Genomic DNA, 22,141 nt, shown 5'->3' with positions numbered 1-22,141 from the left:
TCTCCGTGTTCAAGAGTAGTTGTTGGAGAGATGACCTTAACACAGGGTTTCTGCGCCGCAGCAATCGGGGTCAAAAGCCTTGAGAAAATAACGGTTCTCAAAAGACGGAACTTCCGCTCCTGCTGCGGCTCAACGGCTGCCATCGGCAGCCAAGCGCCCTCAGCTGTCCTTGTCCACGAACGGATTCTGCGAGCTTTTGAACTGGATCCGCAAGGGCGTGCCCACGAGGTCGAATTCCTTGCGGAAACGCCCTTCCAGGAAACGCTTGTAGGCGTCGGTCACATGCTCCAGCGAATTGCCGTGAATGATGATCACGGGCGGATTCATGCCGCCCTGGTGCGCATAGCGCAGCTTGGGCCGGAACATGCCGCCGCGCTGGGGCGCCTGGAATTGCACCGCCTCCAGCAGCAGGCGCGTCAGCACCGGCGTCGACATCTTGCGCGTGGCCGACTTGTGGGCCTGCGCAATGGCCTGCCACACCGGGCCCAGGCCCTGGCGCTTGATGGCCGAGATGAAATGCAATGACGCGAACTTCAGAAACGGCAGGCGGGTTTCGATCTGCCGCTGGATCTGCTCGCGCTGGTAGCTGTCGACCGCGTCCCATTTGTTGATGGCGATCACCACGGCACGTCCGCTTTCGAGGATGTAGCCGGCGATGTGCGCGTCCTGGTCGGTCACGCCCTGCGTGGCGTCGAGCAGCAGCAGCACGACGTTGGCCGACTCGATGGCCTGCAGCGTCTTGACCACCGAGAACTTCTCGATCGCCTCGAAGACCCTGCCCTTGCGGCGCAGGCCGGCGGTGTCGATCAGCTCGAAGCGCTGGCCGTTGCGCTCGAACGGCACCGAGATGGCGTCGCGCGTCGTGCCGGGCATGTCGAAGGCCACCAGGCGCTCTTCGCCCAGCCAAGTGTTGATCAGCGTCGACTTGCCGACGTTGGGCCGGCCGGCCACGGCCAGCTTGATCGGCTTGTTGACGTCATCTTCGTCTTCCTCGTCGTCCGGATCGGCCAGGTTCAGCGGCGCGAGCGCCAGCTCGACCAGGTCGCGCATGCCCTGCCCGTGCGCCGCGGACACGCCGTGCACGTCGCCGAAGCCCAGCTCGTAGAAGTCGACCAGCTTGGTGCCGTCGTGCATGCCTTCGGCCTTGTTGGCCGCCAGCACGCAGGGCTTGCCCAGCCGGCGCAGCTCGTTGGCGATGTCGTGGTCTTGCGCCGAGAGGCCTTCGCGGGCATCGACCACGAAGATCACGACGTCGGCCTCGGCCACGGCCTGCCGCGTCTGCTTGGCCATTTCCTTGTAGATGCCGCTGCCGGCATCGGGCTCGAAGCCGCCGGTGTCGATCACGATGAACTCGTGCTTGCCCAGGCGGCCGTTGCCGTAGTGGCGGTCGCGCGTGAGGCCGGCGAAGTCGGCGACGATGGCGTCGCGCGTCTGGGTCAGGCGGTTGAAGAGCGTCGACTTGCCGACGTTGGGACGGCCGACCAGGGCCACGACCGGCTTCATGGCCGGCCTTTCGATGGCGCGGTTTTCATGGTCGGGCCTTGGAAGTAAGAGAAAGACAAAAAATGATTATTCAGGACGGTAGCCGAAGACACCACCCTTGGCGGTCACGACGACCACCGTGTTGCCGGCCAGCACCGGCGTCACGGTGATGGCCGAGCCATCGGGCGTGACACGGTTCAGCAGTGCACCGTCTTCGCGCGACACGAAGTGCAGCGTGCCGGTGCTCTCGCCGATGATCAGCGATCGGCCCACGGCCAGCGGCGCGGTCAGTTCGCGGTTCTTCAGGCGGCTCATCTGCCAGGCGCGCTCGCCGTCGGCGCGACGCCAGGCGGTGACGCTGCCATCCGATTCGGTGCCGTAGAGAAAACGCTCGTCGCCGCTCACGCCGTCGGCGCCCGAGGCCGGCTTGCTCCAGAGCAGCTGGCCACGCAGCGTGTCGACGCAACCGACGCTGGCGTAGTAGGCGCGTGCACAGACCGTGTCGCCGTAGCGGCTCACGCTGCCGGTCAGGTCGACCAGGCGTTCCACGTCGTTGGTGCCGCGCGGCGCAGCGATGGGGGCCTCCCAGCGCGAGCTGCCGTTGCCGGGGTTCATGCCGACGAGTCGGCCGCCCAGACCGGCGACCAGCGTGTCGCCGACCGCGATCAGCACGCCCGACTTGCGCAGCACGAGGTTTTCGCCCGGGCGCTGCTGCTGCCACAGGCGACGGCCGCTCTGGCCATCCCAGGCGCTGACGCTGCGGTCGGCGGTCTGCACGAAGACGCGGCGGCCGGCCACCAGCGGTGCGGTGAAGGCCTGGGCCGACAGGCGCTGCTTCCACAGCACCTTGCCGTTCTCGATGGCGACCACTTCGTTGTTGGTGGTGACCACGGCCGTCAGCGAGCCGTCGCTGCCGACACCGGCCGCCAGCGGCGCGCCGGCGCTGGCGCGCCAGGTTTCGCGACCGGCGCGGGCGTCGATGGCGACGACCGTGCCGTCGCTGCCGGCCACGGTCACGATGTCGCCGCTGACATCGGCGGTGAGCGGGAATTCGACGCCCGGAATCCGCACGTTCCAGGCCTGGCGCACGCCCATCAGGGACGGGTTGGCCGGCAGCTCGGCGGGCTTGGGCTTGCCGGAGCCCGAGCAGGCGGCCAGCAGCGCTACCAGAACAAGAGCAGAACCCGCGCGCAGGGCGGTCGATTCAGGCATGAAACGCTTGAAATTCATGAGGGTGTGCGATCAGGAGTTCTTGGGGACGGCGGGCGTCACGGTGACGGTCGGCGCCAGGGTCTTCGGGTCGACACCGACCGCGTTGAGCTTGATCTCGACCAGCCGGCGGTAGTCCGAGCCGGCGCCCAGGCCGGTCCAGGCCTTGCGGTACTCGGCCTGCGCCTCGTCGCGCTTGCCTTGCGCCATGTAGATGTCGCCCTTGCGGTCGGCCACCAGCGGTTCGAATTCGGTCGGCACCTTGCCGTCGAGTTGCTTGAGCGCGTCGTCGTAAGACTTGGCATCGAGCAGTTCGGCTGCGAGACGCAGCTTGGCGATGGCCTGGTAGCCCGGGTCGACGGCGTTCTGCGCAACCCAGCCCAGCGCCGCGCGCGAGCCATCGGCATTGCCCTTGTCGAACAGCGTCTTGGCGACCAGCAGACCGGCTTGCTGCGCGTAGGCGGTGCCTGCGAAGCGGTCCTTCATGTCGGTCATCACGCGCTGGATGCGCTCGACGTCGCCCGACTGCGTGCTGCGCTCGACCTCGTCATAAAGGGCCGCGGCCTGGGCAGCCTTGGTGCGCTGGTAGTACTGCCAGCCGTTCCAGGCCACGAAGGCGCCGGCGACGAGCAGCACGGCCCAGGTGATCAGGGTGCCGTAGGTGTTCCAGAAATGCTTGAGCTGGTCGAGCTGTTCCTGTTCTTCGAGGTCGAGATGGGTGGCCATGCGCTGTCAGAGGTTGGGAGCCGGCGATTGTAGGGTGGCGGCCCAGGTGGTCACTTCAGCAAGTGAACGGGCGGACTGCGCGACGCTGGCGTCGCGCAAGGCCTTGAGAGTCACTTCGCCGCGTGCAAGTTCATCGGCACCGAAGATCAACGCGTAGGTGGCGCCGCTGGCGTCCGCCTTGCGCATCTGCGCCTTGAAGCTCGCCAGGCCTTCGGCGGTGCTGGCGTGCATCTGCACGCGCACTCCGGTTTCGCGCAGCTGCTGCAAGGCGCGCAGCACGACGGGCATCGAAGCGGCGTCGGGCACGATGGCATAGACATCGGGCACCGGTGCCGGCACTTCGGCGCCCTGCTCTTTCAGCAGGTCGAGCACGCGCTCAACGCCGATGGCCCAGCCCACGGCGGGCGCCGGCTTGCCGCCGATCTGGGCGATCAGGTCGTCGTAGCGGCCGCCGGCGCACACCGTGCCCTGCGCGCCGAGGCGGTCGGTCACGAACTCGAACACCGTGAGGTTGTAGTAGTCGAGCCCGCGCACGAGGCGCGGGTTGATCGTGAAGGCGATGTCGTTGGCTTTGAGGATGGCCTGCAGCCCCTCGAAGTGGGCCAGCGATTCGGCACCGAGAAAGTCAATCAGCTTCGGCGCCGACTCGACCACCTCTTTCATGGCTGGGTTCTTCGTGTCGAGGATGCGCAGCGGGTTGCTGTGCAGGCGGCGCTTGCCGTCCTCGTCGAGCTTGTCGGCGTGCTGCTCGAAGTGGGCGATGAGCTGGGCGCGGTGCAGCGCACGCTCGGCCGGCTGGCCCAGGCTGTTGAGTTCCAGGCGCACATCGGTCAGGCCGATGGCCTTCCACAGCGCGGTGGCCAGCAGGATCAGTTCGGCGTCGACATCGGGGCCGGCGAAGCCAAGCGCCTCGGCGCCGATCTGGTGGAACTGGCGGAAGCGCCCGCGCTGCGGCTTTTCGCGGCGGAACATCGGGCCCGTGTACCAGAGGCGCTTGGGCCCTTCGTAGAGCATGTTGTGCTCGATCACGGCACGCACGAGGCCGGCCGTGTTCTCCGGGCGCATCGCCAGGTGCTCCGACTGCCCATGCTTGTCCGAACGGTCTTCGAAGGCGTACATCTCCTTCTCGACGATGTCCGTCACCTCGCCGATGCCGCGCACGAACAGCGCCGTGTGCTCCAGGATCGGGGTGCGGACGTTGCGGTACGCATAGCGCCCCATCAGGTCGCGCACGGTGGCTTCGAGCCACTCCCAGCGCGCCGATTCGGGCGGCAATATGTCGTTCATGCCTTTGACGGCATTCAGTTTTTCAGCCATGAGTCTGCGGAGGTGTCAGGCCAGGACAGCGTGTTCGCTGCCGAAGCGCTTTTCGATGTAGGTTTCGACGAGTTGGTGGAACTCGTTAGCGATATTGTCGCCGCGCAGCGTGAGGGCCTTTTCGCCGTCGATGAAGACCGGCGCGGCCGGTGCTTCGCCCGTGCCGGGCAGGCTGATGCCGATGTCGGCGTGCTTGCTCTCGCCAGGGCCGTTGACGATGCAGCCCATGACGGCCACCTTCAGCGTCTCGACACCGGGGTACTTCTTGCGCCAGACCGGCATCTGCAGGCGCAGGTAGTCGTCGATCTGCTTGGCCAGTTCCTGGAACGTGGTGCTCGTGGTGCGCCCGCAGCCCGGACAGGCCGTGACGCTCGGCACGAACACGCGCAGGCCCAGGGCCTGGAGAATTTCGTTGGCGATCAGCACTTCCTGCGTGCGCGACTCACCCGGCTGCGGCGTGAGCGACACGCGGATCGTGTCGCCGATGCCCTCTTGCAGCAGGATCGACAGCGCCGTGGCCGAGGCCACCGTGCCCTTGGTGCCCATGCCGGCTTCGGTCAGGCCCAGGTGCAACGGGTTGTCGCAGCGCTTCGCGAGTTCGCGGTAGACCGAGATCAGGTCCTGCACGCCGCTCACCTTGCACGACAGGATGACCTGGTTGCCGGCCATGCCCATCGACTCGGCGAGCTTGGCGGATTCGATGGCTGAAGTGATCAGCGCCTCGTACATCACCTGCTTGGCATCCCAGGGCTCGGCGCGCTGGCTGTTGGTGTCCATCAGGCTGGCGAGCAGCTCCTGGTCGAGGCTGCCCCAGTTCACGCCGATGCGCACCGGCTTGTTCCAGCGCATGGCCGCATCGATCATCTGGCCGAACTGCTTGTCCTTCTTGTCGCCCTTGCCCACGTTGCCGGGGTTGATGCGGTACTTGCTCAGCGCCTCGGCGCAGGCCGGATAGTCGGTGAGCAGGCGGTGGCCGTTGTAGTGGAAGTCGCCGATCAGCGGCACGTCGATGCCCATGCGGTCGAGCTGCTCGCGGATGTAGGGCACCTGAGCGGCGGCTTCGGGCGTGTTGACGGTGATGCGGACCATCTCGGAGCCCGCAATGGCGAGTTCCTTGACCTGGATCGCGGTGCCGATGGCATCGACCGTGTCGGTGTTGGTCATCGACTGCACGCGCGTGGGCGCGTCGCCCCCCACCGTGACGATGCGCGGGCCCCAGACCACGCTGGCCTGGCGCGAGCGGCGCGCCTTGGGCGCCGCCGATTCGATGGGTTGGGGAGTGCAGTCGGTTGTCACGATTTCACCTCGAAACGCGCCACGCCGCCGCCGCGGGTGACAGGCTTCAGATCGTAGGGCTTTCCGTTCACCTGCACATCGACGGCCGATGCGCGCCCGACCACCACGGACAGCGGCAGCGTGCCGGACAGGCCGACGGTCTCGCCGACCTACAGGCTGCGGCGCAGCAACTGCTTGCCGCCGGCTTCGGTGACGGTGATCCAGCACTCCTCGCGCGCCACGAAGACGAGCTGCTGGCTGCTGGCGGTGCTGGCGCTGGTGTTGGCGACGGCCGCGAGGGGCGCGGAGGCCGGGGCGGCTGGCGCGGCAGCCGCCACGCCGGCGACCGGTGCGGCGCCCACGGGGCCGGTCGGCGCCACGGCCTGCGTCGGCACGGGCTCCGAGACATCGGCCGGATCGGCGGGCGGCGGCATGGTCTCGCCCTCGTTCTTTGCGGTCAGCCGCGCGACGGAGGCGCCGATCTGGTCGAACGCCGATTGCGGCATCCAGAACAGCACGCCGGCGCCGATCAAGAGCAGCACCACGACCGTCAGCAGCGCGCGCGACGGCAGGCCGCCGGAGCGTCCACCGTTCCAGCGCGGCGTGTCGGACACGACGCGGGCATTCAGCGTGCGGTTGGTTTCGGCCAGCGGTGCGCGTTGTGCGCCCGGCAGCTTGGCAAGCACTGGCGCCGGATCGATGCGCAGTGCGCGGCACACGCTGCTGGCCAGGGCCCGGGCGAACACCGGGTCGGGCAGCGAGGCGATGTCGTCGGCCTCGAGTGCGATCAGCTTTTGCGGCGGCACCTTGAGCGCCGCGGCCACCATCTCGATGTGCAGGCCATGCGCTTCGCGCGCCTCGCGCAGCATGTCACCGGCCGTCTTGTGCGCGACGTCGCCTTCTGCCAGCGGCAGCGCCGCGGACGTCCCGAACTCCGAAACCCGTTCAGTCATTGAAATTCCCGCGCTCGTACGCCATTGCCTCCCGCGATTGAGGGAAACGTCGTTGCAGTTGACCGCCCAGCTGCGCGACAGCCTCGCGGTTGTTGAGCTTCCGTTCGATCTTGATGCCGAGCCAGAGCGTCTCGGCATTGGCCGAGGGGCTGTTGTTGACACGGCGGACGTAGAACTGCGCGCGCGACCATTCTTCGCGCTGCGCCAGCACCGAGGCCAGGTTGAAGCCGACCACCGGATTGCCGGCGTCGAGCTCGTAGGCCTGCAGGAGGCTGCGCTCGGCCTGCGGCCGCTGCCCGGCCTTGAGCTCGCAGACCCCCTGGGTCATGAGCGTCTTGGCGCGATCGGCATAGCTGGGCACGGCCAGTGCCGCGGCGAACTGCTGCGCGGCGTCGCCGTAGCGGTTCTGCTGGCACAGCAGCCATCCGTAGTTGTGGCGCGTGTTGGCGTCGCGCGGATTGATCGCGACCGCGCGGCGGAAGCTGTCTTCGGCCTGGCCGGCGTCGTCCAGCCGCATGTAGACCAGGCCCCGCAGGTTGTAGGCGTCGGCGTAGTTCGGGTCGATGGCCAGCACCTGCTTGAGTTCTTCGAGGGCGACCGAGGGCTGGCCGTGCTCGAAGTAGCCGGCCGCCAGCTCCATCCGCAGGCGGGCACGGCGACGGTTGTTTTCGTCGACGTCGGTCACGGCAGTGGTGCCGCTGTCGGCCCCACTGCCGACAAGCCCGGTGGTGGTGGTTCGCGTGTTGACGCAGCCCGCGAGAAGAAGCGCCACGGCGACGCTCGCGATTCCTGCGCTCAGCACTCGCTGCACGCTCGCGGTCGTCGTCGGAAAGGCCATGCTCATTGCGTCAATGCTCCTGGGGAACGGTGGTCTTGGGGGTCTTGGCGCGGGTCGGGTGCAGAACGACGGGACGCTCGGCCACCGCCGCACGGCGTTGGGCCATGCGTTCGGCCGCACGGGTGCGGTCTTTCACGTCGCCGGCGAGCTGTCCGCAGGCGGCGTCGATGTCGTCACCGCGCGTCTTGCGCACGGTGGTCACGAGGCCCGCTTCGCTCAGCGTGCGGGCAAAGGCCAGCACGCGCGGCTGCGGCGAGCGCAGCAGGCCCGACGCCGGGAACGGGTTGAACGGAATCAGGTTGAACTTGCACGAGACATCGTGCTTGCGCACGAGCTCGATCAGCTGGCGCGCATGCTCGGGCTGGTCGTTCACGCCGTCGAGCATGCAGTATTCGAAGGTGATGAAATCGCGCGGCGCATGCACGAGGTAGCGCTTGCAGGCCTCGAGCAGTTCGGCGATCGGGTACTTGCGATTGAGCGGCACGAGGTCGTCGCGCAGCGCATCGTTGGGCGCATGCAGCGAGACAGCCATGGCCACGGCGCAATCGGTGCCCAGGCGGTCGATCATCGGCACCACGCCGGAGGTCGACACCGTGACCCGGCGGCGCGACAGCCCGTAGGCGTTGTCGTCGAGCATGGTGCGCAAGGCGGGCACCAGCGCCGAGTAGTTCTGCAGCGGCTCGCCCATGCCCATCATCACCACGTTGGAGATGACGCGCTCGTCGCGCTTGAGGTGCTTGCGCAGGAAGTGCTCGGCGAACCAGAGCTGGGCGACGATTTCGCCCGTGGTGAGATTGCGGCTGAAGCCCTGATGCCCGGTCGAGCAAAAGCGGCAGCCCACGGCGCAACCGGCCTGCGACGACACGCACAGCGTGCCGCGATCGTCTTCGGGGATGAACACGGCCTCGACCGCATCGCCGCCGCCGACGTCGAACAGCCACTTGATCGTGCCGTCCTTGGATTCATGCTGCGTGAGGACCGACAGGGCCTCCACGCGCGCGGTGGTCGCGAGTTTCTCGCGCAGCGACTTCGCCAGATCGGTCATCTGGGTGAAGTCGCTGGCGCCACGCTGGTGGATCCAGCGGAACAGCTGCGTGGCGCGGAATTTTTTCTCGCCGAGTTTTTCGCAGAACGCAGCCAGCCCGTCGAGATCGAATTCGAGCAGATTGGCTGTGGTCATGAATTCAGGCGAGCAACGGCTTCAGCGTGCGTAGACGTTGAGGCCGGCGAAGAAGAACGACACTTCGTTGGCAGCCGTTTCGGGCGCGTCCGAGCCGTGAACGGCGTTGGCGTCGATGCTGTCGGCGAAGTCGGCGCGGATGGTGCCGGCGGCTGCCTTCTTGGGGTCCGTAGCGCCCATCAGGTCACGGTTCTTGGCGATGGCGTTCTCGCCTTCGAGCACTTGCACGAACACGGGGCCCGAGATCATGAACTCGACGAGGTCCTTGAAGAAGGGACGCTCCTTGTGCACCGAGTAGAACTGCTCTGCTTCGTTGCGCGACAGGTGAACCAGCTTGGCGGCGACGATCTTGAGGCCGGCAGCCTCGAAGCGGGAAACGATCTTGCCGATGACGTTCTTGGCGACGGCGTCGGGCTTGATGATGGAAAGGGTACGTTCGATAGCCATTGAAATGCTTCCTGAGCTTTGATTTTGAAGTGTTTTGTCACAACTGCAACGAGTTTGTTTCGTGGCACGTCGACAAAGCCTCTGATTTTAACCGGCGCGACCTGCGGGATTGGTGAAAACCCCGCGAAAGGCCGCGCTGCGACGGCTGGCTTTCAGCGTCCGCGACGGCGTCCGCCGCCACCACCGCCAAAGCCACCACCGCCGCCTTGCGAGCCGCCGCCACCGCCGCGACGCCCCGGACCGCCGCGCTGTTCCTTGCGCTGGCGCGAGAAGCTGTCGGCGCCGATGTAGCCGAGCGAGGTCTTCATCGGATCGGGCTGGTTGGCAGCACCGCCACCACCACCGCCTGCCGAACGGTTGCCACCGCCCTGCCCTTGCCCCTGGCCGCCTTGGCGGTTGCCCGGACCGGCGTTGCCGCGGCGCCCCTGCTGCGGCGGGCCGCCATTGCCACCGCCTCGGTTGGGACCACCGCGTCCTCCGCGCTCACCGCGCGGCGGACGACCGTCGCCCAGCGGGCTCGGGATCGGCGCTTCGCCGCGCGCTTCACGCGGCTGGCCACCACCCATGCCGCCGTTGCGGTTGTTGTTGCCGCGACGCTTCTTATTGCGGCCGTTGCGACCGCCGCCCTCCGGCCCGCCGGGACCGCGCTGCGACGGACCCGCCGGTCGCGCCTGCGCACCGCCCGAGGCCTGGAACAGCGCCTGGATGTCGCGCTCGTCGAGCTCCATCCAGGCACCGCGCTTGAGACCGCGCGGCAGCACCATCGCGCCGTAGCGGATGCGGATCAGCCGGCTGACCGCATGGCCCACCGACTCGAACAGGCGGCGCACCTCGCGGTTGCGGCCTTCGGAAATGGTCACGCGGTACCAGCAGTTGGAGCCTTCACCGCCACCGTCTTCGATGGTGCCGAACTGCGCCATGCCGTCGTCCAGTCGCACGCCCTCGAGCAGCTTCTTCTTTTCTTCGCTGGTGAGCGCGCCCAGCACGCGCACCGCGTACTCGCGCTCCAAGCCGAAGCGCGGGTGCATGAGCTGGTTGGCCAGGTCGCCGGAGCTGCTGAACAGCAGCAGGCCTTCGGTGTTCAGGTCGAGCCGGCCGACCGACTGCCACTTGCCCTGCTGCAGACGCGGCAGCTTGCGGAACACCGTCGGGCGGTTCTGCGGATCGTCGTGCGTGACGACCTCGCCCACGGGCTTGTGGTACGCGATCACGCGCGGCGGCGGCGGTGCGATGCGGTAGCGGATCGGCTTGCCGTTGATCTTGACCTGGTCGCCGTACTGGATGCGCTGGCCGATGTGGGCCGGCTCGTTGTTGACCGAGATGCGCCCCTGCAGGATGAGTTGCTCCATCTCGAGACGCGAACCGAGGCCGGCCTGCGCCAACACCTTGTGCAGCTTGGGCGAATCGGCCTCGGGCAGCAGCACGCGCTTGAGCGGCGGCACCTCGGGGCTTTCTTCGTCGGCGTCGAACTGGCCGGAGATGACGTCGGCAAAACGGATCGGCTCGGTCGGCGGCGCATTGCGCTGCTCGCGCTCGGCGGCGCGACGGGCGCGGTCGAGGTCGTCTTCCTCTTCGTCGGGTTCGTCTTCCTCGTCGTCTTCGTCATCCCCGCGGTTGTCGTCCTCGTCCTCGTCGGACGCCTGAGGACGCTGTGCTTCGACCGGTGCCGGCTCGCTTTCCTCGGTCGCCGCTGGCGCAGCAACCACGGGTGCCACATCGGGCTCCACCGTCGCGGGGGCTTCGGCCGCGGGAGCGACTTCCGCCGCCCTCGCCAATTGCTCATCGGCAGCCGGAGCCTCGACCACCTTCTTCTTGCGGGGTGCACGCGGCTTCTTCGGCGCTTCCTCGGCCTCGGCCCCTGCCGGCGCTGCGGGCGCAGCGACGGATTCAACAGCAACTTCCGTCACCTTCTTGGGCGTGGCTGGCCGCTTCCGCTTCTTGACTTCGGGTTCGACCGGCAGCATCGCTGCGTCGTCGGTGTCGGATGAGCTCATGGGGTTTTTCCGGGAGAAACAGCGTGGGGGTCGTGGGGGTCGGTCTCGTCCGCTGCGGGGGACGGGACCTCAGATTCGGGTTCTTCGGGCGCGGCGGCCACTTCGGGTTCGGCGGACGGCTCACCGGCTTCTGGCTCGGACGCTGGTGGCGCCTCATCAACGGGCCCGTCGGCTTCGTCACCCTCGGTGATCGCCACCACCTCTTCGGCAAACTCCGCCGCATCGGTCGAAACGACCTCGGCCAGCTCCGCCGACTCGGGCGGCACATCGACCATGCCGAGTTCGGGCTGCACACCCTCTTCGACCGCAGGCACTGCAACCTCTGCAGATTCCGCAACCAACTCTTCCGCCGCGTCGACGTCGATCGGCAGCCCCGGCTGGTCGCCCGCAGCCTGCTGCAGCGCATCAACCAGCGCCGCCTGCTGCGCGGGCGTTTCCACCAGCGGCAGCTGGTCCAGCGAGGCCAGGCCCAGGTCGTCGAGGAACTGGCGGGTGGTCGCGTAGAGCGCGGGCCGGCCGACCGTTTCGCGGTGGCCGATCACCTCGACCCAGCCGCGGTCTTCGAGCTGCTTCAGGATCAGGGAGTTGATCGTGACGCCGCGGATGTCTTCCATGTCGCCGCGCGTGGCCGGCTGCCGGTAGGCAATGATGGCCAGCGTCTCAAGCGCGGCGCGCGTGTAGCGCGGCGGCTTCTCGGGATGCAGGCGATCGAGGGCATCGCGCATCTCGGGCCGGCTCTGGAAACGCCAGCCGCTGCCGACGCTCACCAGCTCCAGGCCGCGTTGCGCCCAGTCTTCCTGCAGTTCGAGCAACAGCACCTTGATCGTGTCCACGCCCAGCTCGTCGTCGAACAGCACGCGCATGTCGCGCACCGGCAGCGGCTGGCTCGAACAGATCAAGGCGGTTTCGAGAATGCGCTTGGCATCCGCCGTATTCATGGTTCGCGTTATCCGGAAAAAGGCGCCTGGCGACGCTTGTTCAGATGGATGGAAGGGGTAGGCGTTGCCGGCACGCGGCGAGTGCAACGCAAGGCCGGCCTCGGGTGGCCGGCGCGGCCCTCGGGCCGTCAGGCGCGATTGTAATCCAGCCCCCAGGTCTGCAAAGCCTGCGCCAGATCGGGCGGCGGCGGCGAACGGAACTCCATCGCCTGCTGCGTGACGGGATGCACGAACGCCAGCCGGAACGCATGCAGCGCCTGCCGCGACAGCCCCGCCGCGGGCGCGCCGCCATACAGCGCGTCGCCGACCAGCGGATGGCCGATCGACGCCATGTGCACACGGATCTGGTGGGTGCGGCCGGTTTCGAGCGTGCAGCGCACCGCGCAGCCGTCGGTGTGGCTGTCGAGCCGCTCGATCAGGGTGCGCGCGGTCTTGCCCGCGTGGCGCTCCAGGTCGACCACGGCCATGCGCAGCCGGTTGCGCGGATCGCGCCCGATCGGCGCATCGACCTGCCGCGCCGCCGCGCCTTCCCAGGCCTTGTGCCCCATCGCCAGGTACTGCCGCTTCACGTCGCGTGCGGCGATCAGCGCCACCATCGCGTCCATCGCGGCCCGTGTGCGCGCCACCACCATCAGGCCGCTGGTGTCGCGGTCGAGGCGGTGCACGATGCCCGCGCGCGGCAGCAGCACGGCCTTCGGGTCGAGCGCCAGCAGCCCGTTCAGCAGCGTGCCGCTCCAGTGGCCCGGCGCCGGATGCACCACGAGGCCGGCGGGTTTGTCGATGATTCGCAGGTGCTCGTCTTCGTGGACGGTGACCAGGTCCATCGCCTCGGGCCGGAAGGCCTGGCTCTGGGGCGTGGGCCGCAGCTCGATGCGCCCCGACTGGCCCGCGCGCACCGTGGCAGAAACCTTGGTGAGCGTGCGCCCTTGCAGCTCGACGGCGCCAGCTTCAATGAGTTGCTGAAGGTAACTGCGCGAAAACTCGGGCACCAGCGCAGCCAATGCGCGGTCGAGCCGCTGGCCGTGCTGCGCTTGGTCAATGGCGAAGGGACGCAGCTCGCTGGGCTCTGCGAGATCGGCGCCCTCTTCAGGTTCAGGCCCTTCCGGGGGATCGGTCAGGGGGTCGGTCGATATAATTGAGGGCAACTGTTTCACGAAAGCCGTATGTGATGTTTCGCGCCAAATTATCGGTCCCTGCCTGGATCGCGCTCAGCGCGGCGGCCCTTCTCGTCGCCGGCTGCGGTTCCACCACCAAGGAAGACAAGACCGCGAACTGGAGCCCCAACCGCATCTACTCGGAAGCCAAGGACGAAGTCGGCTCCGGCGCCTACGACAAGGCAGTGCCGCTGTACGAGAAGCTCGAAGGCCGTGCCGCCGGTACGCCGCTGGCCCAGCAGGCCCAGCTCGAAAAGGCCTACGCCCAGCACAAGGCCGGCGAAAAGGCCAACGCCATCGCCACGCTCGACCGCTTCATGAAGCTGCACCCGGCCAGCCCGGCGTTCGACTACGCGCTCTACCTGAAGGGCGTGATCAACTTCAACGACGACCTGGGCATGTTCGCGTTCCTGACGCGCCAGGACCTGTCCGAGCGCGACCAGAAGGCCGCCAAGGAATCGTTCGAATCCTTCCGCGACCTCGTGACGCGCTTTCCCGAGTCGCGCTACGCGCCCGACGCGCGCCAGCGCATGAACTACATCGTGAACTCGCTCGCGCAGTACGAAGTTCACGTGGCCCGCTATTACTACTCGCGTGGCGCCTACCTGGCGGCCATCAATCGGGCACAGATCGCGCTGTCCGACTACCGCGAAGTGCCGGCGCTCGAAGAAGCCCTGTACATCATGGTGAAGTCGTACGACGCGCTCGGCATGAAGGACCTGCGCGACGACGCACAACGCGTGCTGACCACCAACTACCCGCAGAGCACCTACCTGGCGAACGGTTTCAAGGGCAGCACCGACCCCTGGTGGAAGCTCTGGTAATCCAGCGCCTCCCGGTGGTAGATATCAATAGGGTTTCCTGAGCGCGTCGATCGCGCTCTCGAAATCCGCTTCGGTTTCCAGCCGGCGCATCGGCGGCAACGCCGCCAGCAGCCGCCGGCCATAGCCCATCGCCACGAGGCGCGTGTCGCAGATCGCGAGTACGCCGCTGTCGCTTTCACGGCGAATGAGGCGCCCCGCCCCCTGTTTCAATGCCACGGCCGCCTCGGGCAGCGAATAGTCGCTGAACGAGCTGCGCCCCTGCGCTTCGAGCCGCTGCGAGCGGGCCTCCACCAGCGGATCGTTGGGCGGCGGGAAAGGCAGCTTGTCGATCACGACGAACTGCAGGGCGTCGCCCGGCGCATCGAAGCCTTCCCAGAACGAGGCCGACGCCACCAGCACGCAGCCCGCGCGCCCGTTGCTCGCGCCTTCGCGGAAGCGGTCCATGAGCACGCGCTTGGGCAGCTCGCCCTGCACCAGCACCTCGGGCCGTGCTTCTGTCTGGAGCAGCTCGAACTGCTGGCGCATCGCATCGCCGATGGTGCGCAGCGCGCGCAGCGTGGTGGTGAGCACCAGCGTGCGACCACCGAGCTCCGCGGCGCCGTGCGCGGCCAGCTTGGCCACCTGCTGGCTGTGCGTGGGATCGTTGGGCTTCGGAAAGGCCCGCGGCACATAGATTGCTGCCTGCGAGGCGTAGTCGAAGGGGCTTTGCACGCGCAGCACTTCGGCGTCGCGCAGGCCGCAGGGTTCGGTGAACCAGCGCAGCGTCGGGTCGTCGCCCAGCGTGGCGGAGGTGAAGACCCAGGCCCGGCGGCTGTCTTCCTGCGGTGGCGGTGGGACGGCGCCGTGCTCGGGGTCTTCCTCGTCGTCGCCATAGGGCAGGTCGGGCTCCACAGGCTCGTCGGCCAGCTTGAGCACGCGCTTGCGCATCGCATCGGCGATGTCGAGCGGCGACTCGATCAGCCGCAGCTGCGTGCCCACGTCGACCCAGCGCACGGAGTCGAGTTCGCACGGCTGCGCGAAACGCGCCGTGCGCTTGGCGAGCTGTCGCGCGCGCTCGTGCAGGCGCACGAAGTCGGGCGAGATTTCGCTCACCGTGTCCAGCCCGTCGGCGGCCAGCACGAAGGCGTCCTGCAGGTCGTCGAGCGCGCCCTGCCAGGCCTCGGCATTCACGCCCTCCGGGGCCGGACCGATCCAGCGCAGCTTGGCGCCCGGCCACTGCTTGCCGACCACCAACCGCAACTCGCGCGCCGCGCGTTCGACCGCCGCCACCAGCTGCTGCCAGTCGACCAGCCCGCGCGCATGCTGCAGGCCGGCGCCGAGCATGTCGCGCGCGAAGTCGAGCGCCTGCCCGCTGCCGAGCTGCGCGCCCAGGAACTGCACGCCGGTTTCGTTGAGCTGGTGCGCCTCGTCGAACACGACGACGCTCACGGTCGGCAGCAACTCGGCCATGCCGGTCTCGCGCACCGCGAGGTCGGCAAAGAACAGGTGGTGGTTGATGACCACGATGTCGGCCGCCAGCGCCTCGCGCCGCGCCAGGTTGACGTGGCAGGCCTTGAACTGCGGGCATTGCGCGCCCAGGCAGTTCTCGCGCGTGGAGGTGATCAGCGGGATCAACGGCGAGCGCTCGTCGAGCCCCGGCAGTTCGGCGAGGTCGCCGGTGCGGGTGGCTTTCGACCACTGCTCGATCTTTGCCAACGTGCGCAGGCTGCCGCGCTCGGGCAGCGAGGCGTCGTGTCGGGCCATGTCGAGCCGGTGCAGGCACAGGTAGCTGCCCCGCCCTTTCAGCAGCGCCGTGCGTATCGGCAGTGCGAAGGCCTCGACGAGGCGCGGCAGGTCGCGGCCGAACAGCTGGTCCTGCAGGGTCTTGGTGGCGGTCGAGAGCAGCACGCGCTCGCCGCTCAGCAATGCGGGCACGAGGTACGAGAAAGTCTTGCCCACGCCCGTGCCGGCCTCGACCACGAGCATGCCGCCGTCGGAGATGGTGCGGGCCACGGCCATCGCCATCTCGGTCTGGCCGCCGCGTTCGCGGAACTGCTCGGCGGCCTGCGACAGCACCCCGTCCTGCGCGAACGCATCGCGCACCTGGTTTTCGAGCGGCGACGTCACGCCGGCTCTTTCGGGTCGAGCGCGTTCTCGAGCTGGGCGATCTGGTCGCGCAGGGCGAGGCGGCGCTTTTTCAGGCGGCGCATCAGCAGTTCGTCCTGCGGCACGCCGTCTTCCGAGAGCCGGTCAATGGTCGCGTCGAGGTCGGCATGCGCGATGCGCAGCTCGATCAGCTGACGGGAAAGGGAATGAAGATTGGAGTCCAACGGTGGGGGTGCGCGTGCCGCATGGGGCCGCGCGTGTTCATTCGATAATACGTCCTGACACGAACCCCAGAGAAGACAGAAAGCGCGCCTCTGGCGCCCCAGCGCTCATGACCCAAGGCTTTCGACTCGCCGCCGCCACCGGCCTCCACAAGGGGGATCGCCCCTACCAGCAGGACCAGGTGCTGTTGATGAGCCATCCCCGCACGCCGGGCTGTGTGCTCGGCGTCATCGCCGACGGCATGGGCGGGCGCAGCGGCGGGCGCAAGGCGTCCGACCAGGTGCTCATGACCGCGCGCCAGCTCTTCACCCGCTACAGCCCCGAGCGCGACGACCCCGCCGTCGTGCTGCGCCAGCTGCTCGAAGACGCCCACACGGTGATCAAGCTCACGGCGCTGTCGAGCGAGCAGGAACCGCACAGCACGCTGGCCGCCTTCCTGATGAACCCCAAGGGCGACTGCGCCTGGATCCACGCAGGCGACTCGCGCATCTATCACTTCAACGACGGTGCGCTGGTCAAGCGCACGCGCGACCATTCGTACGTGCAGGCGCTGGTCGATCGCGGCCAGATCAGCGAGGCCGAGGCCAACATCCATCCGCAGGGCAACATCCTGCTGGGTTGCCTGGGCATGACGACCACGCCGCCGCCCGTCGATCCGCACCACATCGCCAAGCTGCAGCCGGGCGACCTGCTGATGGCCTGCAGCGACGGCCTGTGGCACTACTTCTCGCCCGAGGAACTGGCCAGCGTGCTGTACGCGCAGCCGCCGCGCGATGCGGTGGAAATTCTGGTGGGAGAAGCGCGGCGCCGTGCGCGCGGCACGGGCGACAACATCTCGATCGCGGTGCTCAAGCTCGACCGGCTGCCCGCGGCGGTCTGAGCGCCCGCCCTCTTTCAAGGATCAGGGCGAGGAAGCCGCCGGTGCCGGTGGCAACGGTGCGCCGCGCGGCTTGGTGCGCTCGGCGTTCTGGCGTTCGCGGTTGGCGCGGTGTTCCGCCGCCCGCTTCTGCTTGTCCTCGAAGCGCGTGGTCGCGGCCGGCGCTTCGGCGCGGCGCTGGGCCGCCTTGGCCTGCTCGTCGGCATGGGCCTTCTGCTTGTTCTCGAACTGGCGCTGGCGCTCGGCGGCGTCGGCCGCGGTCGCGGCGCGGCTCGCGGCGTGGTCGGCGGCGCGCTGCTCACGCGCCTTCTGGTCTTCCTGCGACTTTTCGCGCTGTTCGCGCGAATCCTGCGGGCGCTGGGTGGCGGCCTTCTGGTCGAGCTTCTGCAGCTCGGCCGCGCCGCTGCGCTGGCGCTGGATGTCGTTGATCGCGGTTTCCTGTCGCTTGATGTGGTCGGTTTCCTTGCGACGGCGGCTGCGGCTTTCGCGCAGGCAGTCTTCGACCGCGAACTTCTTGTAGCAGGCCGCGCGCTCCTTCGCGTAGCGCGACTCGATGACCTCGCGCTCGGCCGCCAGGCGGCTGCGTTCGGCTTCGAGGTCAGCGTTGCCCGCCGCCGCGTTGGACTGGGCCCACAGCGGCAGGCTGGCCAAGGCCAGGAACAGGGCAAGAGCGGTTTTTTTCATGTGAGTCGGGTGTCGACGATGCGGCGTTCCAGGGCGAGGAATTCGCTCGACTGCATTTCGGTGAGCCGGGACACCGTGCGCGGAAACTCGTGCGCCAGCGGCCCCTCGGTGTACAACGCCTCGGGCGGAACCTCGGCCGACATGATGAGCTTGCAGCGCCGGTCGTACAAGACATCGACCAGCCAGGTGAAACGGCGTGCTTCCGAGGCCATGCGCACCGGCATGTGCGGCACGTCGGACAGCAGCACGGTGTGGAACTGGCTCGCGATCTCGAGGTAGTCGTTCTGCGAGCGCGGGCCGCCACACAACGTCTTGAAGTCGAACCACACCACGCCGCCGGCCTTGCGCAGCGCGCGGATCTCGCGCTGCTCGATGTGCAGGATCGGGTTTTCGTCGGCGGTTTCGGCCAGCTTGTCGAAGGCGTGGCGCATTTCCTTCTCGGCCGCCGCGTCGTTCGGCGTGAGGTACATGCGCAGCTGCTCCAGCGTGCGGCGCCGGTAGTCGGTGCCGTTGTCCACGCTCAGCACCTCGAGCTTCTGGTTGAGCAGTGCAATGGCGGGCAGGATGCGGTCGCGGTGCAGGCCGCCGGGGTACAGGTCGTCGGGCTTGAAGTTCGAGGTGGTGACAAAGCCCACGCCATTGTCGAACAGCGCCACGAGCAGCCGGTGCAGGATCATCGCGTCGGTGATGTCCGCGACATGGAACTCGTCGAAGCAGATCAGCTTGTAGCGCTTGGAGATACGCAGCCCCAGCTCGTCGAGCGGGTTCACGGTGCCCTGCAGGTCGCGCAGCTCGCGGTGCACCTCGCGCATGAACTCGTGGAAGTGCAGGCGCGTCTTGCGCCGCAGCGGCACGGCGTTGAAGAACAGGTCCATCAGGAAGCTCTTGCCGCGCCCCACGCCGCCGTACATGTAGACGCCGCGCGGCAGCTCCGGCCGGTTGATGAGCTTCTTCAGCGCATTGGAGCGCCGGGCCTTGTACTCGCCCCACTCGGTGGCGCAGCGGTCGAGCGCCTCGACGGCCGCCAGTTGTGCGGGATCGCTCTTGAACCCGCGTGCCGCGAGTTCCGCTTCGTAAGCCTGTTTGACGCTCAAGGGATCGGATCGCTTCAAAAATGGAGAGCCCCGACCGCCCCGCGAGGGTCGATCGGGGCCGGGTTCGCTCAAGAACCGGAGATCAGAAGTTGAGCGTGCGCTTGTCCACGGCCAGGGCCGCTTCCTTGGTGGCTTCCGACAGCGACGGGTGCGCATGGCAGATGCGCGCGATGTCTTCGGCGCTCGCCTTGAACTCCATTGCCACGACGGCTTCGGAGATCAGTTCGCTGGCCTGCGGGCCCACGATGTGCACGCCCAGGATCTCGTCCGTGGCGGCGTCGGCCAGGAACTTGACCATGCCGGTCGTGTCGCCCAGCGCGCGTGCGCGGCCGTTCGCCAGGAACGGGAAGGTGCCGGCCTTGTAGGCGCGGCCTGCGGCCTTGAGCTGCTGCTCGGTCTGGCCGACCCATGCGATCTCGGGGCTGGTGTAGATCACCCACGGCACGGTGTTGAAGTTCACGTGGCCGTGCTGGCCCGCGATGCGCTCCGCCACGGCCACGCCTTCTTCCTCGGCCTTGTGCGCCAGCATCGGGCCGCGCACCACGTCGCCGATGGCCCACACGTTGGGCAGGCTGGTCTTGCAGTCGTCGTCCACGGCGATGGCGCCGCGCTCGTCGAGCTTCAGGCCCACGGCTTCGGCGTTCAGGCCAATGGTGTTGGGCACGCGGCCGATCGAGACGATCAGCTTGTCGACTTCCAGCGTCTGGGCTTCGCCCTTGGCGTTGGTCCAGGCGACGCTCACGCCCTTCTTCGACGACTTGATCTCGCCGACCTTCACGCCGAGTTCGATCTTGAGCTTCTGCTTGTCGAAAGCCTTCTTGGCTTCCTTGGCGATCTGCTCGTCCACGGCGCCCAGGAAGGTCGGCAGTGCTTCGAGCACCGTGACCTCGGCACCGAGGCGGCGCCACACCGAGCCCATTTCGAGGCCGATGACGCCCGAGCCGATCAGGCCCAGCTTCTTGGGCACCGCGCCGATGCGCAGCGCGCCGTCGTTCGAGAGGATGTTTTCCTCGTCGAACGGCGTGCCCGGCAGCGCGCGGGCGTTGGAACCCGTGGCGATGATGATGTGCTTGCCGCTGATCGATTCTTCAGCGGCGCCCGCCACCTTGACCTCGTAGCCGGCTTCGTCCGCCTTCACGAACGAACCGCGGCCGTGGAAGAAGCTGATCTTGTTCTTCTTGAACAGGTACAGGATGCCGTCGTTGTTCTGCTTCACGACCTGGTCCTTGCGGGCCAGCATCTTGTCGATGTCCAGGCCGAGGCCTTCGACCTTGATGCCGTGATCCGCAAAGTGGTGGCCGGCCTGCTCGAAGTGCTCCGACGATTGCAGCAGCGCCTTCGAGGGAATGCAGCCGACGTTGGTGCAGGTGCCGCCCGGTGCGGGGCCGCCCTTGCCGTTTTTCCACTCGTCGATGCAGGCCACGTTGAAGCCGAGCTGCGCAGCGCGGATCGCCGCGATGTAGCCGCCAGGACCGCCGCCGATGACGACGACGTCGAATTGCTTGTTTGCCATCTGGTTCTTGCTCCCCGGATCAGATGTCGAACAGCAGGCGCGACGGATCTTCCAGCGCTTCCTTCATGGCGACCAGGCCCAGCACGGCTTCGCGGCCGTCGATGATGCGGTGGTCGTAGCTCATGGCGAGGTAGTTCATCGGGCGAACGACGATCTGGCCGTTTTCGACCACGGCGCGGTCCTTGGTGGCGTGCACGCCCAGGATGGCCGACTGGGGCGGGTTGATGATCGGGGTCGAGAGCATCGAGCCGAAGGTGCCGCCGTTGGAGATGGAGAACGTGCCGCCGGTCATTTCCTCGATGCCCAGCTTGCCGTCTTGGGCCTTCTTGCCGTACTCGGCGATCTTCTTCTCGATGTCGGCGAAGCTCATCTGGTCTGCATTGCGCAGGATGGGCACCACCAGGCCGCGCGGCGACCCGACGGCAATGCCGATGTCGAAGTAGCCGTGGTACAGGATGTCGTTGCCGTCGACCGAGGCGTTGAGCACCGGGTACTTCTTCAGCGCGTGCACCGCGGCCTTCACGAAGAAGCTCATGAAGCCGAGCTTCACGCCGTGTTCCTTGGTGAACGCGTCCTGGAACTTCTTGCGCAGGTCCATGACCGGGGCCATGTTCACTTCGTTGAAGGTGGTCAGGATGGCGTTGGTCGATTGCGACTGGATCAGGCGCTCGGCGATGCGCGCGCGCAGGCGGCTCATCGGCACGCGCTGTTCCGGACGCTCACCCAGGTCGGGTGCGGCGGGCGCGGCGACCTGTTGCAGCGCGGGCTTGGCAGCCGGTGCGGCGATGGTCGCGGCAGGCTTGGCGCCGGCAGCCACGGCGCCGAGCACGTCGCCCTTGGTCACGCGGCCGTCCTTGCCCGTGCCGGCCACATCGCTGGTCTTCAGGTTGTTGTCCGCCAGCAGCTTGGCAGCGGCGGGCATGGCGACGTCGGCCTTCGAACCGCCGGTGGCGGCGGCTGCCGCTGCGGGAGCAGCAGCGGCCGGTGCGGCGGCGGGGGCTGCTGCAGCAGCGGGTGCCGCGGCGGCGGCCTTGCCGTCGGTGTCGATCTTGGCGATCAGCTGCTCGGCCACCACGGTGGCGCCGTCGGGCTGAACGATCTCGACCAGCACGCCGGCCGAGGGTGCCGGCACTTCGAGCACGACCTTGTCGGTTTCGATCTCGATCAGGATTTCATCGACGGCGACGGCTTCGCCGGCTTTCTTCTTCCACGTGAGCATGGTGGCCTCGGCCACGGATTCGGAAAGCTGGGGGACTTTGACTTCTACGATAGACATTTGGAGTGAGCTCCGTTTTGTTCTTGAGGGTGTTCGTGTGAAAAGGGACGGTT

Annotated in this window: 20 protein-coding genes and 1 pseudogene; 2 read left to right on the top strand and 19 right to left on the bottom strand. The window is 67.7% G+C overall.

What is annotated here, in order from left to right:
• Nucleotides 1–159 precede the first annotated feature (159 nt).
• The 13 genes and pseudogenes from der to FFI97_RS33140 all read right to left on the bottom strand — a co-directional run bounded on the left by der (nucleotide 160) and on the right by FFI97_RS33140 (nucleotide 13,513).
• Nucleotides 160–1,503, bottom strand: coding sequence for a ribosome biogenesis GTPase Der (gene der / locus FFI97_RS33195; protein ID WP_139706585.1), 1,344 nt, complete (start codon nucleotides 1,501–1,503; stop codon nucleotides 160–162).
• A gap of 66 nt (nucleotides 1,504–1,569) precedes the next feature.
• On the bottom strand, nucleotides 1,570–2,712 hold the full coding sequence (bamB, locus tag FFI97_RS33190; protein ID WP_062480765.1) for an outer membrane protein assembly factor BamB: 1,143 nt from the start codon (nucleotides 2,710–2,712) through the stop codon (nucleotides 1,570–1,572).
• Between the two features lie 12 nt (nucleotides 2,713–2,724).
• A complete protein-coding gene (locus FFI97_RS33185) occupies nucleotides 2,725–3,417 on the bottom strand; it encodes a YfgM family protein (protein WP_062480767.1) in 693 nt (230 codons plus the stop codon).
• A gap of 6 nt (nucleotides 3,418–3,423) precedes the next feature.
• Nucleotides 3,424–4,734 carry a histidine--tRNA ligase gene (hisS, locus tag FFI97_RS33180; RefSeq protein ID WP_070061007.1) on the bottom strand — a complete coding sequence of 437 codons (1,311 nt, stop codon included), beginning with the start codon at nucleotides 4,732–4,734 and terminating at the stop codon, nucleotides 3,424–3,426.
• A 15-nt stretch (nucleotides 4,735–4,749) separates the two neighbouring features.
• On the bottom strand, nucleotides 4,750–6,030 hold the full coding sequence (gene ispG / locus FFI97_RS33175) for a flavodoxin-dependent (E)-4-hydroxy-3-methylbut-2-enyl-diphosphate synthase (RefSeq protein ID WP_070061008.1): 1,281 nt from the start codon (nucleotides 6,028–6,030) through the stop codon (nucleotides 4,750–4,752).
• Nucleotides 6,027–6,164, bottom strand: a pseudogene (locus FFI97_RS34255) (RodZ domain-containing protein); the annotation flags it as partial. The gene ispG and the pseudogene FFI97_RS34255, both read right to left, overlap by 4 nt.
• A 15-nt stretch (nucleotides 6,165–6,179) precedes the next feature.
• A complete protein-coding gene (locus tag FFI97_RS33170; RefSeq protein ID WP_260685266.1) occupies nucleotides 6,180–6,962 on the bottom strand; it encodes a helix-turn-helix domain-containing protein in 783 nt (260 codons plus the stop codon).
• A complete protein-coding gene (pilW, locus tag FFI97_RS33165) occupies nucleotides 6,955–7,806 on the bottom strand; it encodes a type IV pilus biogenesis/stability protein PilW (protein WP_095745652.1) in 852 nt (283 codons plus the stop codon). The genes FFI97_RS33170 and pilW overlap by 8 nt, the downstream gene beginning before the upstream one ends.
• Before the next feature lie 4 nt (nucleotides 7,807–7,810).
• Entirely contained in the window at nucleotides 7,811–8,980 is a 1,170-nt protein-coding gene (gene rlmN / locus FFI97_RS33160) for a 23S rRNA (adenine(2503)-C(2))-methyltransferase RlmN (protein WP_139706583.1), read from the bottom strand.
• 21 nt (nucleotides 8,981–9,001) lie between these two features.
• Nucleotides 9,002–9,427 (bottom strand): nucleoside-diphosphate kinase, encoded by a 426-nt coding sequence (ndk, locus tag FFI97_RS33155; RefSeq protein ID WP_013542117.1) that lies wholly within the window; start codon nucleotides 9,425–9,427, stop codon nucleotides 9,002–9,004.
• Between the two features lie 152 nt (nucleotides 9,428–9,579).
• Nucleotides 9,580–11,421 (bottom strand): pseudouridine synthase, encoded by a 1,842-nt coding sequence (locus FFI97_RS33150; protein ID WP_139706581.1) that lies wholly within the window; start codon nucleotides 11,419–11,421, stop codon nucleotides 9,580–9,582.
• Nucleotides 11,418–12,359: an SMC-Scp complex subunit ScpB gene (gene scpB / locus FFI97_RS33145; RefSeq protein ID WP_139706579.1), complete on the bottom strand. Its 942-nt coding sequence runs from the start codon at nucleotides 12,357–12,359 to the stop codon at nucleotides 11,418–11,420. Before scpB ends, FFI97_RS33150 begins: the two co-directional genes overlap by 4 nt.
• A gap of 128 nt (nucleotides 12,360–12,487) precedes the next feature.
• Nucleotides 12,488–13,513 carry an RluA family pseudouridine synthase gene (locus FFI97_RS33140; protein WP_409574662.1) on the bottom strand — a complete coding sequence of 342 codons (1,026 nt, stop codon included), beginning with the start codon at nucleotides 13,511–13,513 and terminating at the stop codon, nucleotides 12,488–12,490.
• A gap of 14 nt (nucleotides 13,514–13,527) precedes the next feature.
• Between FFI97_RS33140 and FFI97_RS33135 the strand changes: the two genes are divergently transcribed.
• On the top strand, nucleotides 13,528–14,337 hold the full coding sequence (locus tag FFI97_RS33135) for an outer membrane protein assembly factor BamD (protein WP_070061014.1): 810 nt from the start codon (nucleotides 13,528–13,530) through the stop codon (nucleotides 14,335–14,337).
• A gap of 24 nt (nucleotides 14,338–14,361) precedes the next feature.
• Here FFI97_RS33135 and FFI97_RS33130 read toward each other — a convergent pair whose 3' ends face one another.
• Both FFI97_RS33130 and FFI97_RS33125 read right to left on the bottom strand, forming a co-directional pair.
• Nucleotides 14,362–16,443 carry an ATP-dependent DNA helicase gene (locus tag FFI97_RS33130; protein ID WP_144004562.1) on the bottom strand — a complete coding sequence of 694 codons (2,082 nt, stop codon included), beginning with the start codon at nucleotides 16,441–16,443 and terminating at the stop codon, nucleotides 14,362–14,364.
• Nucleotides 16,440–16,646 carry a YdcH family protein gene (locus FFI97_RS33125; RefSeq protein WP_095745658.1) on the bottom strand — a complete coding sequence of 69 codons (207 nt, stop codon included), beginning with the start codon at nucleotides 16,644–16,646 and terminating at the stop codon, nucleotides 16,440–16,442. The genes FFI97_RS33130 and FFI97_RS33125 overlap by 4 nt, the downstream gene beginning before the upstream one ends.
• A gap of 107 nt (nucleotides 16,647–16,753) precedes the next feature.
• Here FFI97_RS33125 and FFI97_RS33120 point away from each other — a divergent pair, with 107 nt between their 5' ends.
• Nucleotides 16,754–17,524, top strand: a complete 771-nt coding sequence (locus tag FFI97_RS33120) for a PP2C family protein-serine/threonine phosphatase (RefSeq protein WP_139706284.1) — start codon at nucleotides 16,754–16,756, stop codon at nucleotides 17,522–17,524.
• A 21-nt stretch (nucleotides 17,525–17,545) separates the two neighbouring features.
• Here the strand turns inward: FFI97_RS33120 and FFI97_RS33115 are convergent, their stop codons facing one another.
• The 4 genes from FFI97_RS33115 to odhB all read right to left on the bottom strand — a co-directional run bounded on the left by FFI97_RS33115 (nucleotide 17,546) and on the right by odhB (nucleotide 22,088).
• Nucleotides 17,546–18,205: a hypothetical protein gene (locus tag FFI97_RS33115; RefSeq protein WP_139706286.1), complete on the bottom strand. Its 660-nt coding sequence runs from the start codon at nucleotides 18,203–18,205 to the stop codon at nucleotides 17,546–17,548.
• Nucleotides 18,202–19,299 (bottom strand): cell division protein ZapE, encoded by a 1,098-nt coding sequence (gene zapE, locus FFI97_RS33110; RefSeq protein WP_062480826.1) that lies wholly within the window; start codon nucleotides 19,297–19,299, stop codon nucleotides 18,202–18,204. Before zapE ends, FFI97_RS33115 begins: the two co-directional genes overlap by 4 nt.
• 82 nt (nucleotides 19,300–19,381) lie before the next feature.
• Entirely contained in the window at nucleotides 19,382–20,812 is a 1,431-nt protein-coding gene (gene lpdA, locus FFI97_RS33105; RefSeq protein WP_139706288.1) for a dihydrolipoyl dehydrogenase, read from the bottom strand.
• A gap of 19 nt (nucleotides 20,813–20,831) precedes the next feature.
• A complete protein-coding gene (gene odhB / locus FFI97_RS33100) occupies nucleotides 20,832–22,088 on the bottom strand; it encodes a 2-oxoglutarate dehydrogenase complex dihydrolipoyllysine-residue succinyltransferase (protein WP_070061019.1) in 1,257 nt (418 codons plus the stop codon).
• Nucleotides 22,089–22,141: the final 53 nt, after the last annotated feature.

This window comes from Variovorax sp. KBS0712, from assembly GCF_006323185.2.
In the GTDB taxonomy this organism is placed as follows: Bacteria; Pseudomonadota; Gammaproteobacteria; order Burkholderiales; family Burkholderiaceae_C; genus Variovorax; species Variovorax boronicumulans.
The sequence above is the reverse complement of the archived record's forward strand: the minus strand, read 5'-3'. Positions and strand labels throughout refer to the sequence as shown.

Excerpts from the sequence above, each read along its gene's own strand:
- der (WP_139706585.1), bottom strand. The coding sequence starts at position 1,503 with ATGAAGCCGGTCGTGGCCCTGGTCGGCCGTCCCAACGTCGGCAAGTCG.
- bamB (WP_062480765.1), bottom strand. The coding sequence starts at position 2,712 with ATGAATTTCAAGCGTTTCATGCCTGAATCGACCGCCCTGCGCGCGGGT.
- FFI97_RS33185 (WP_062480767.1), bottom strand. The coding sequence starts at position 3,417 with ATGGCCACCCATCTCGACCTCGAAGAACAGGAACAGCTCGACCAGCTC.
- hisS (WP_070061007.1), bottom strand. The coding sequence starts at position 4,734 with ATGGCTGAAAAACTGAATGCCGTCAAAGGCATGAACGACATATTGCCG.
- FFI97_RS33170 (WP_260685266.1), bottom strand. The coding sequence starts at position 6,962 with ATGACTGAACGGGTTTCGGAGTTCGGGACGTCCGCGGCGCTGCCGCTG.
- pilW (WP_095745652.1), bottom strand. The coding sequence starts at position 7,806 with ATGAGCATGGCCTTTCCGACGACGACCGCGAGCGTGCAGCGAGTGCTG.
- rlmN (WP_139706583.1), bottom strand. The coding sequence starts at position 8,980 with ATGACCACAGCCAATCTGCTCGAATTCGATCTCGACGGGCTGGCTGCG.
- ndk (WP_013542117.1), bottom strand. The coding sequence starts at position 9,427 with ATGGCTATCGAACGTACCCTTTCCATCATCAAGCCCGACGCCGTCGCC.
- FFI97_RS33150 (WP_139706581.1), bottom strand. The coding sequence starts at position 11,421 with ATGAGCTCATCCGACACCGACGACGCAGCGATGCTGCCGGTCGAACCC.
- scpB (WP_139706579.1), bottom strand. The coding sequence starts at position 12,359 with ATGAATACGGCGGATGCCAAGCGCATTCTCGAAACCGCCTTGATCTGT.
- FFI97_RS33135 (WP_070061014.1), top strand. The coding sequence starts at position 13,528 with ATGTTTCGCGCCAAATTATCGGTCCCTGCCTGGATCGCGCTCAGCGCG.
- FFI97_RS33120 (WP_139706284.1), top strand. The coding sequence starts at position 16,754 with ATGACCCAAGGCTTTCGACTCGCCGCCGCCACCGGCCTCCACAAGGGG.
- FFI97_RS33115 (WP_139706286.1), bottom strand. The coding sequence starts at position 18,205 with ATGAAAAAAACCGCTCTTGCCCTGTTCCTGGCCTTGGCCAGCCTGCCG.
- lpdA (WP_139706288.1), bottom strand. The coding sequence starts at position 20,812 with ATGGCAAACAAGCAATTCGACGTCGTCGTCATCGGCGGCGGTCCTGGC.
- odhB (WP_070061019.1), bottom strand. The coding sequence starts at position 22,088 with ATGTCTATCGTAGAAGTCAAAGTCCCCCAGCTTTCCGAATCCGTGGCC.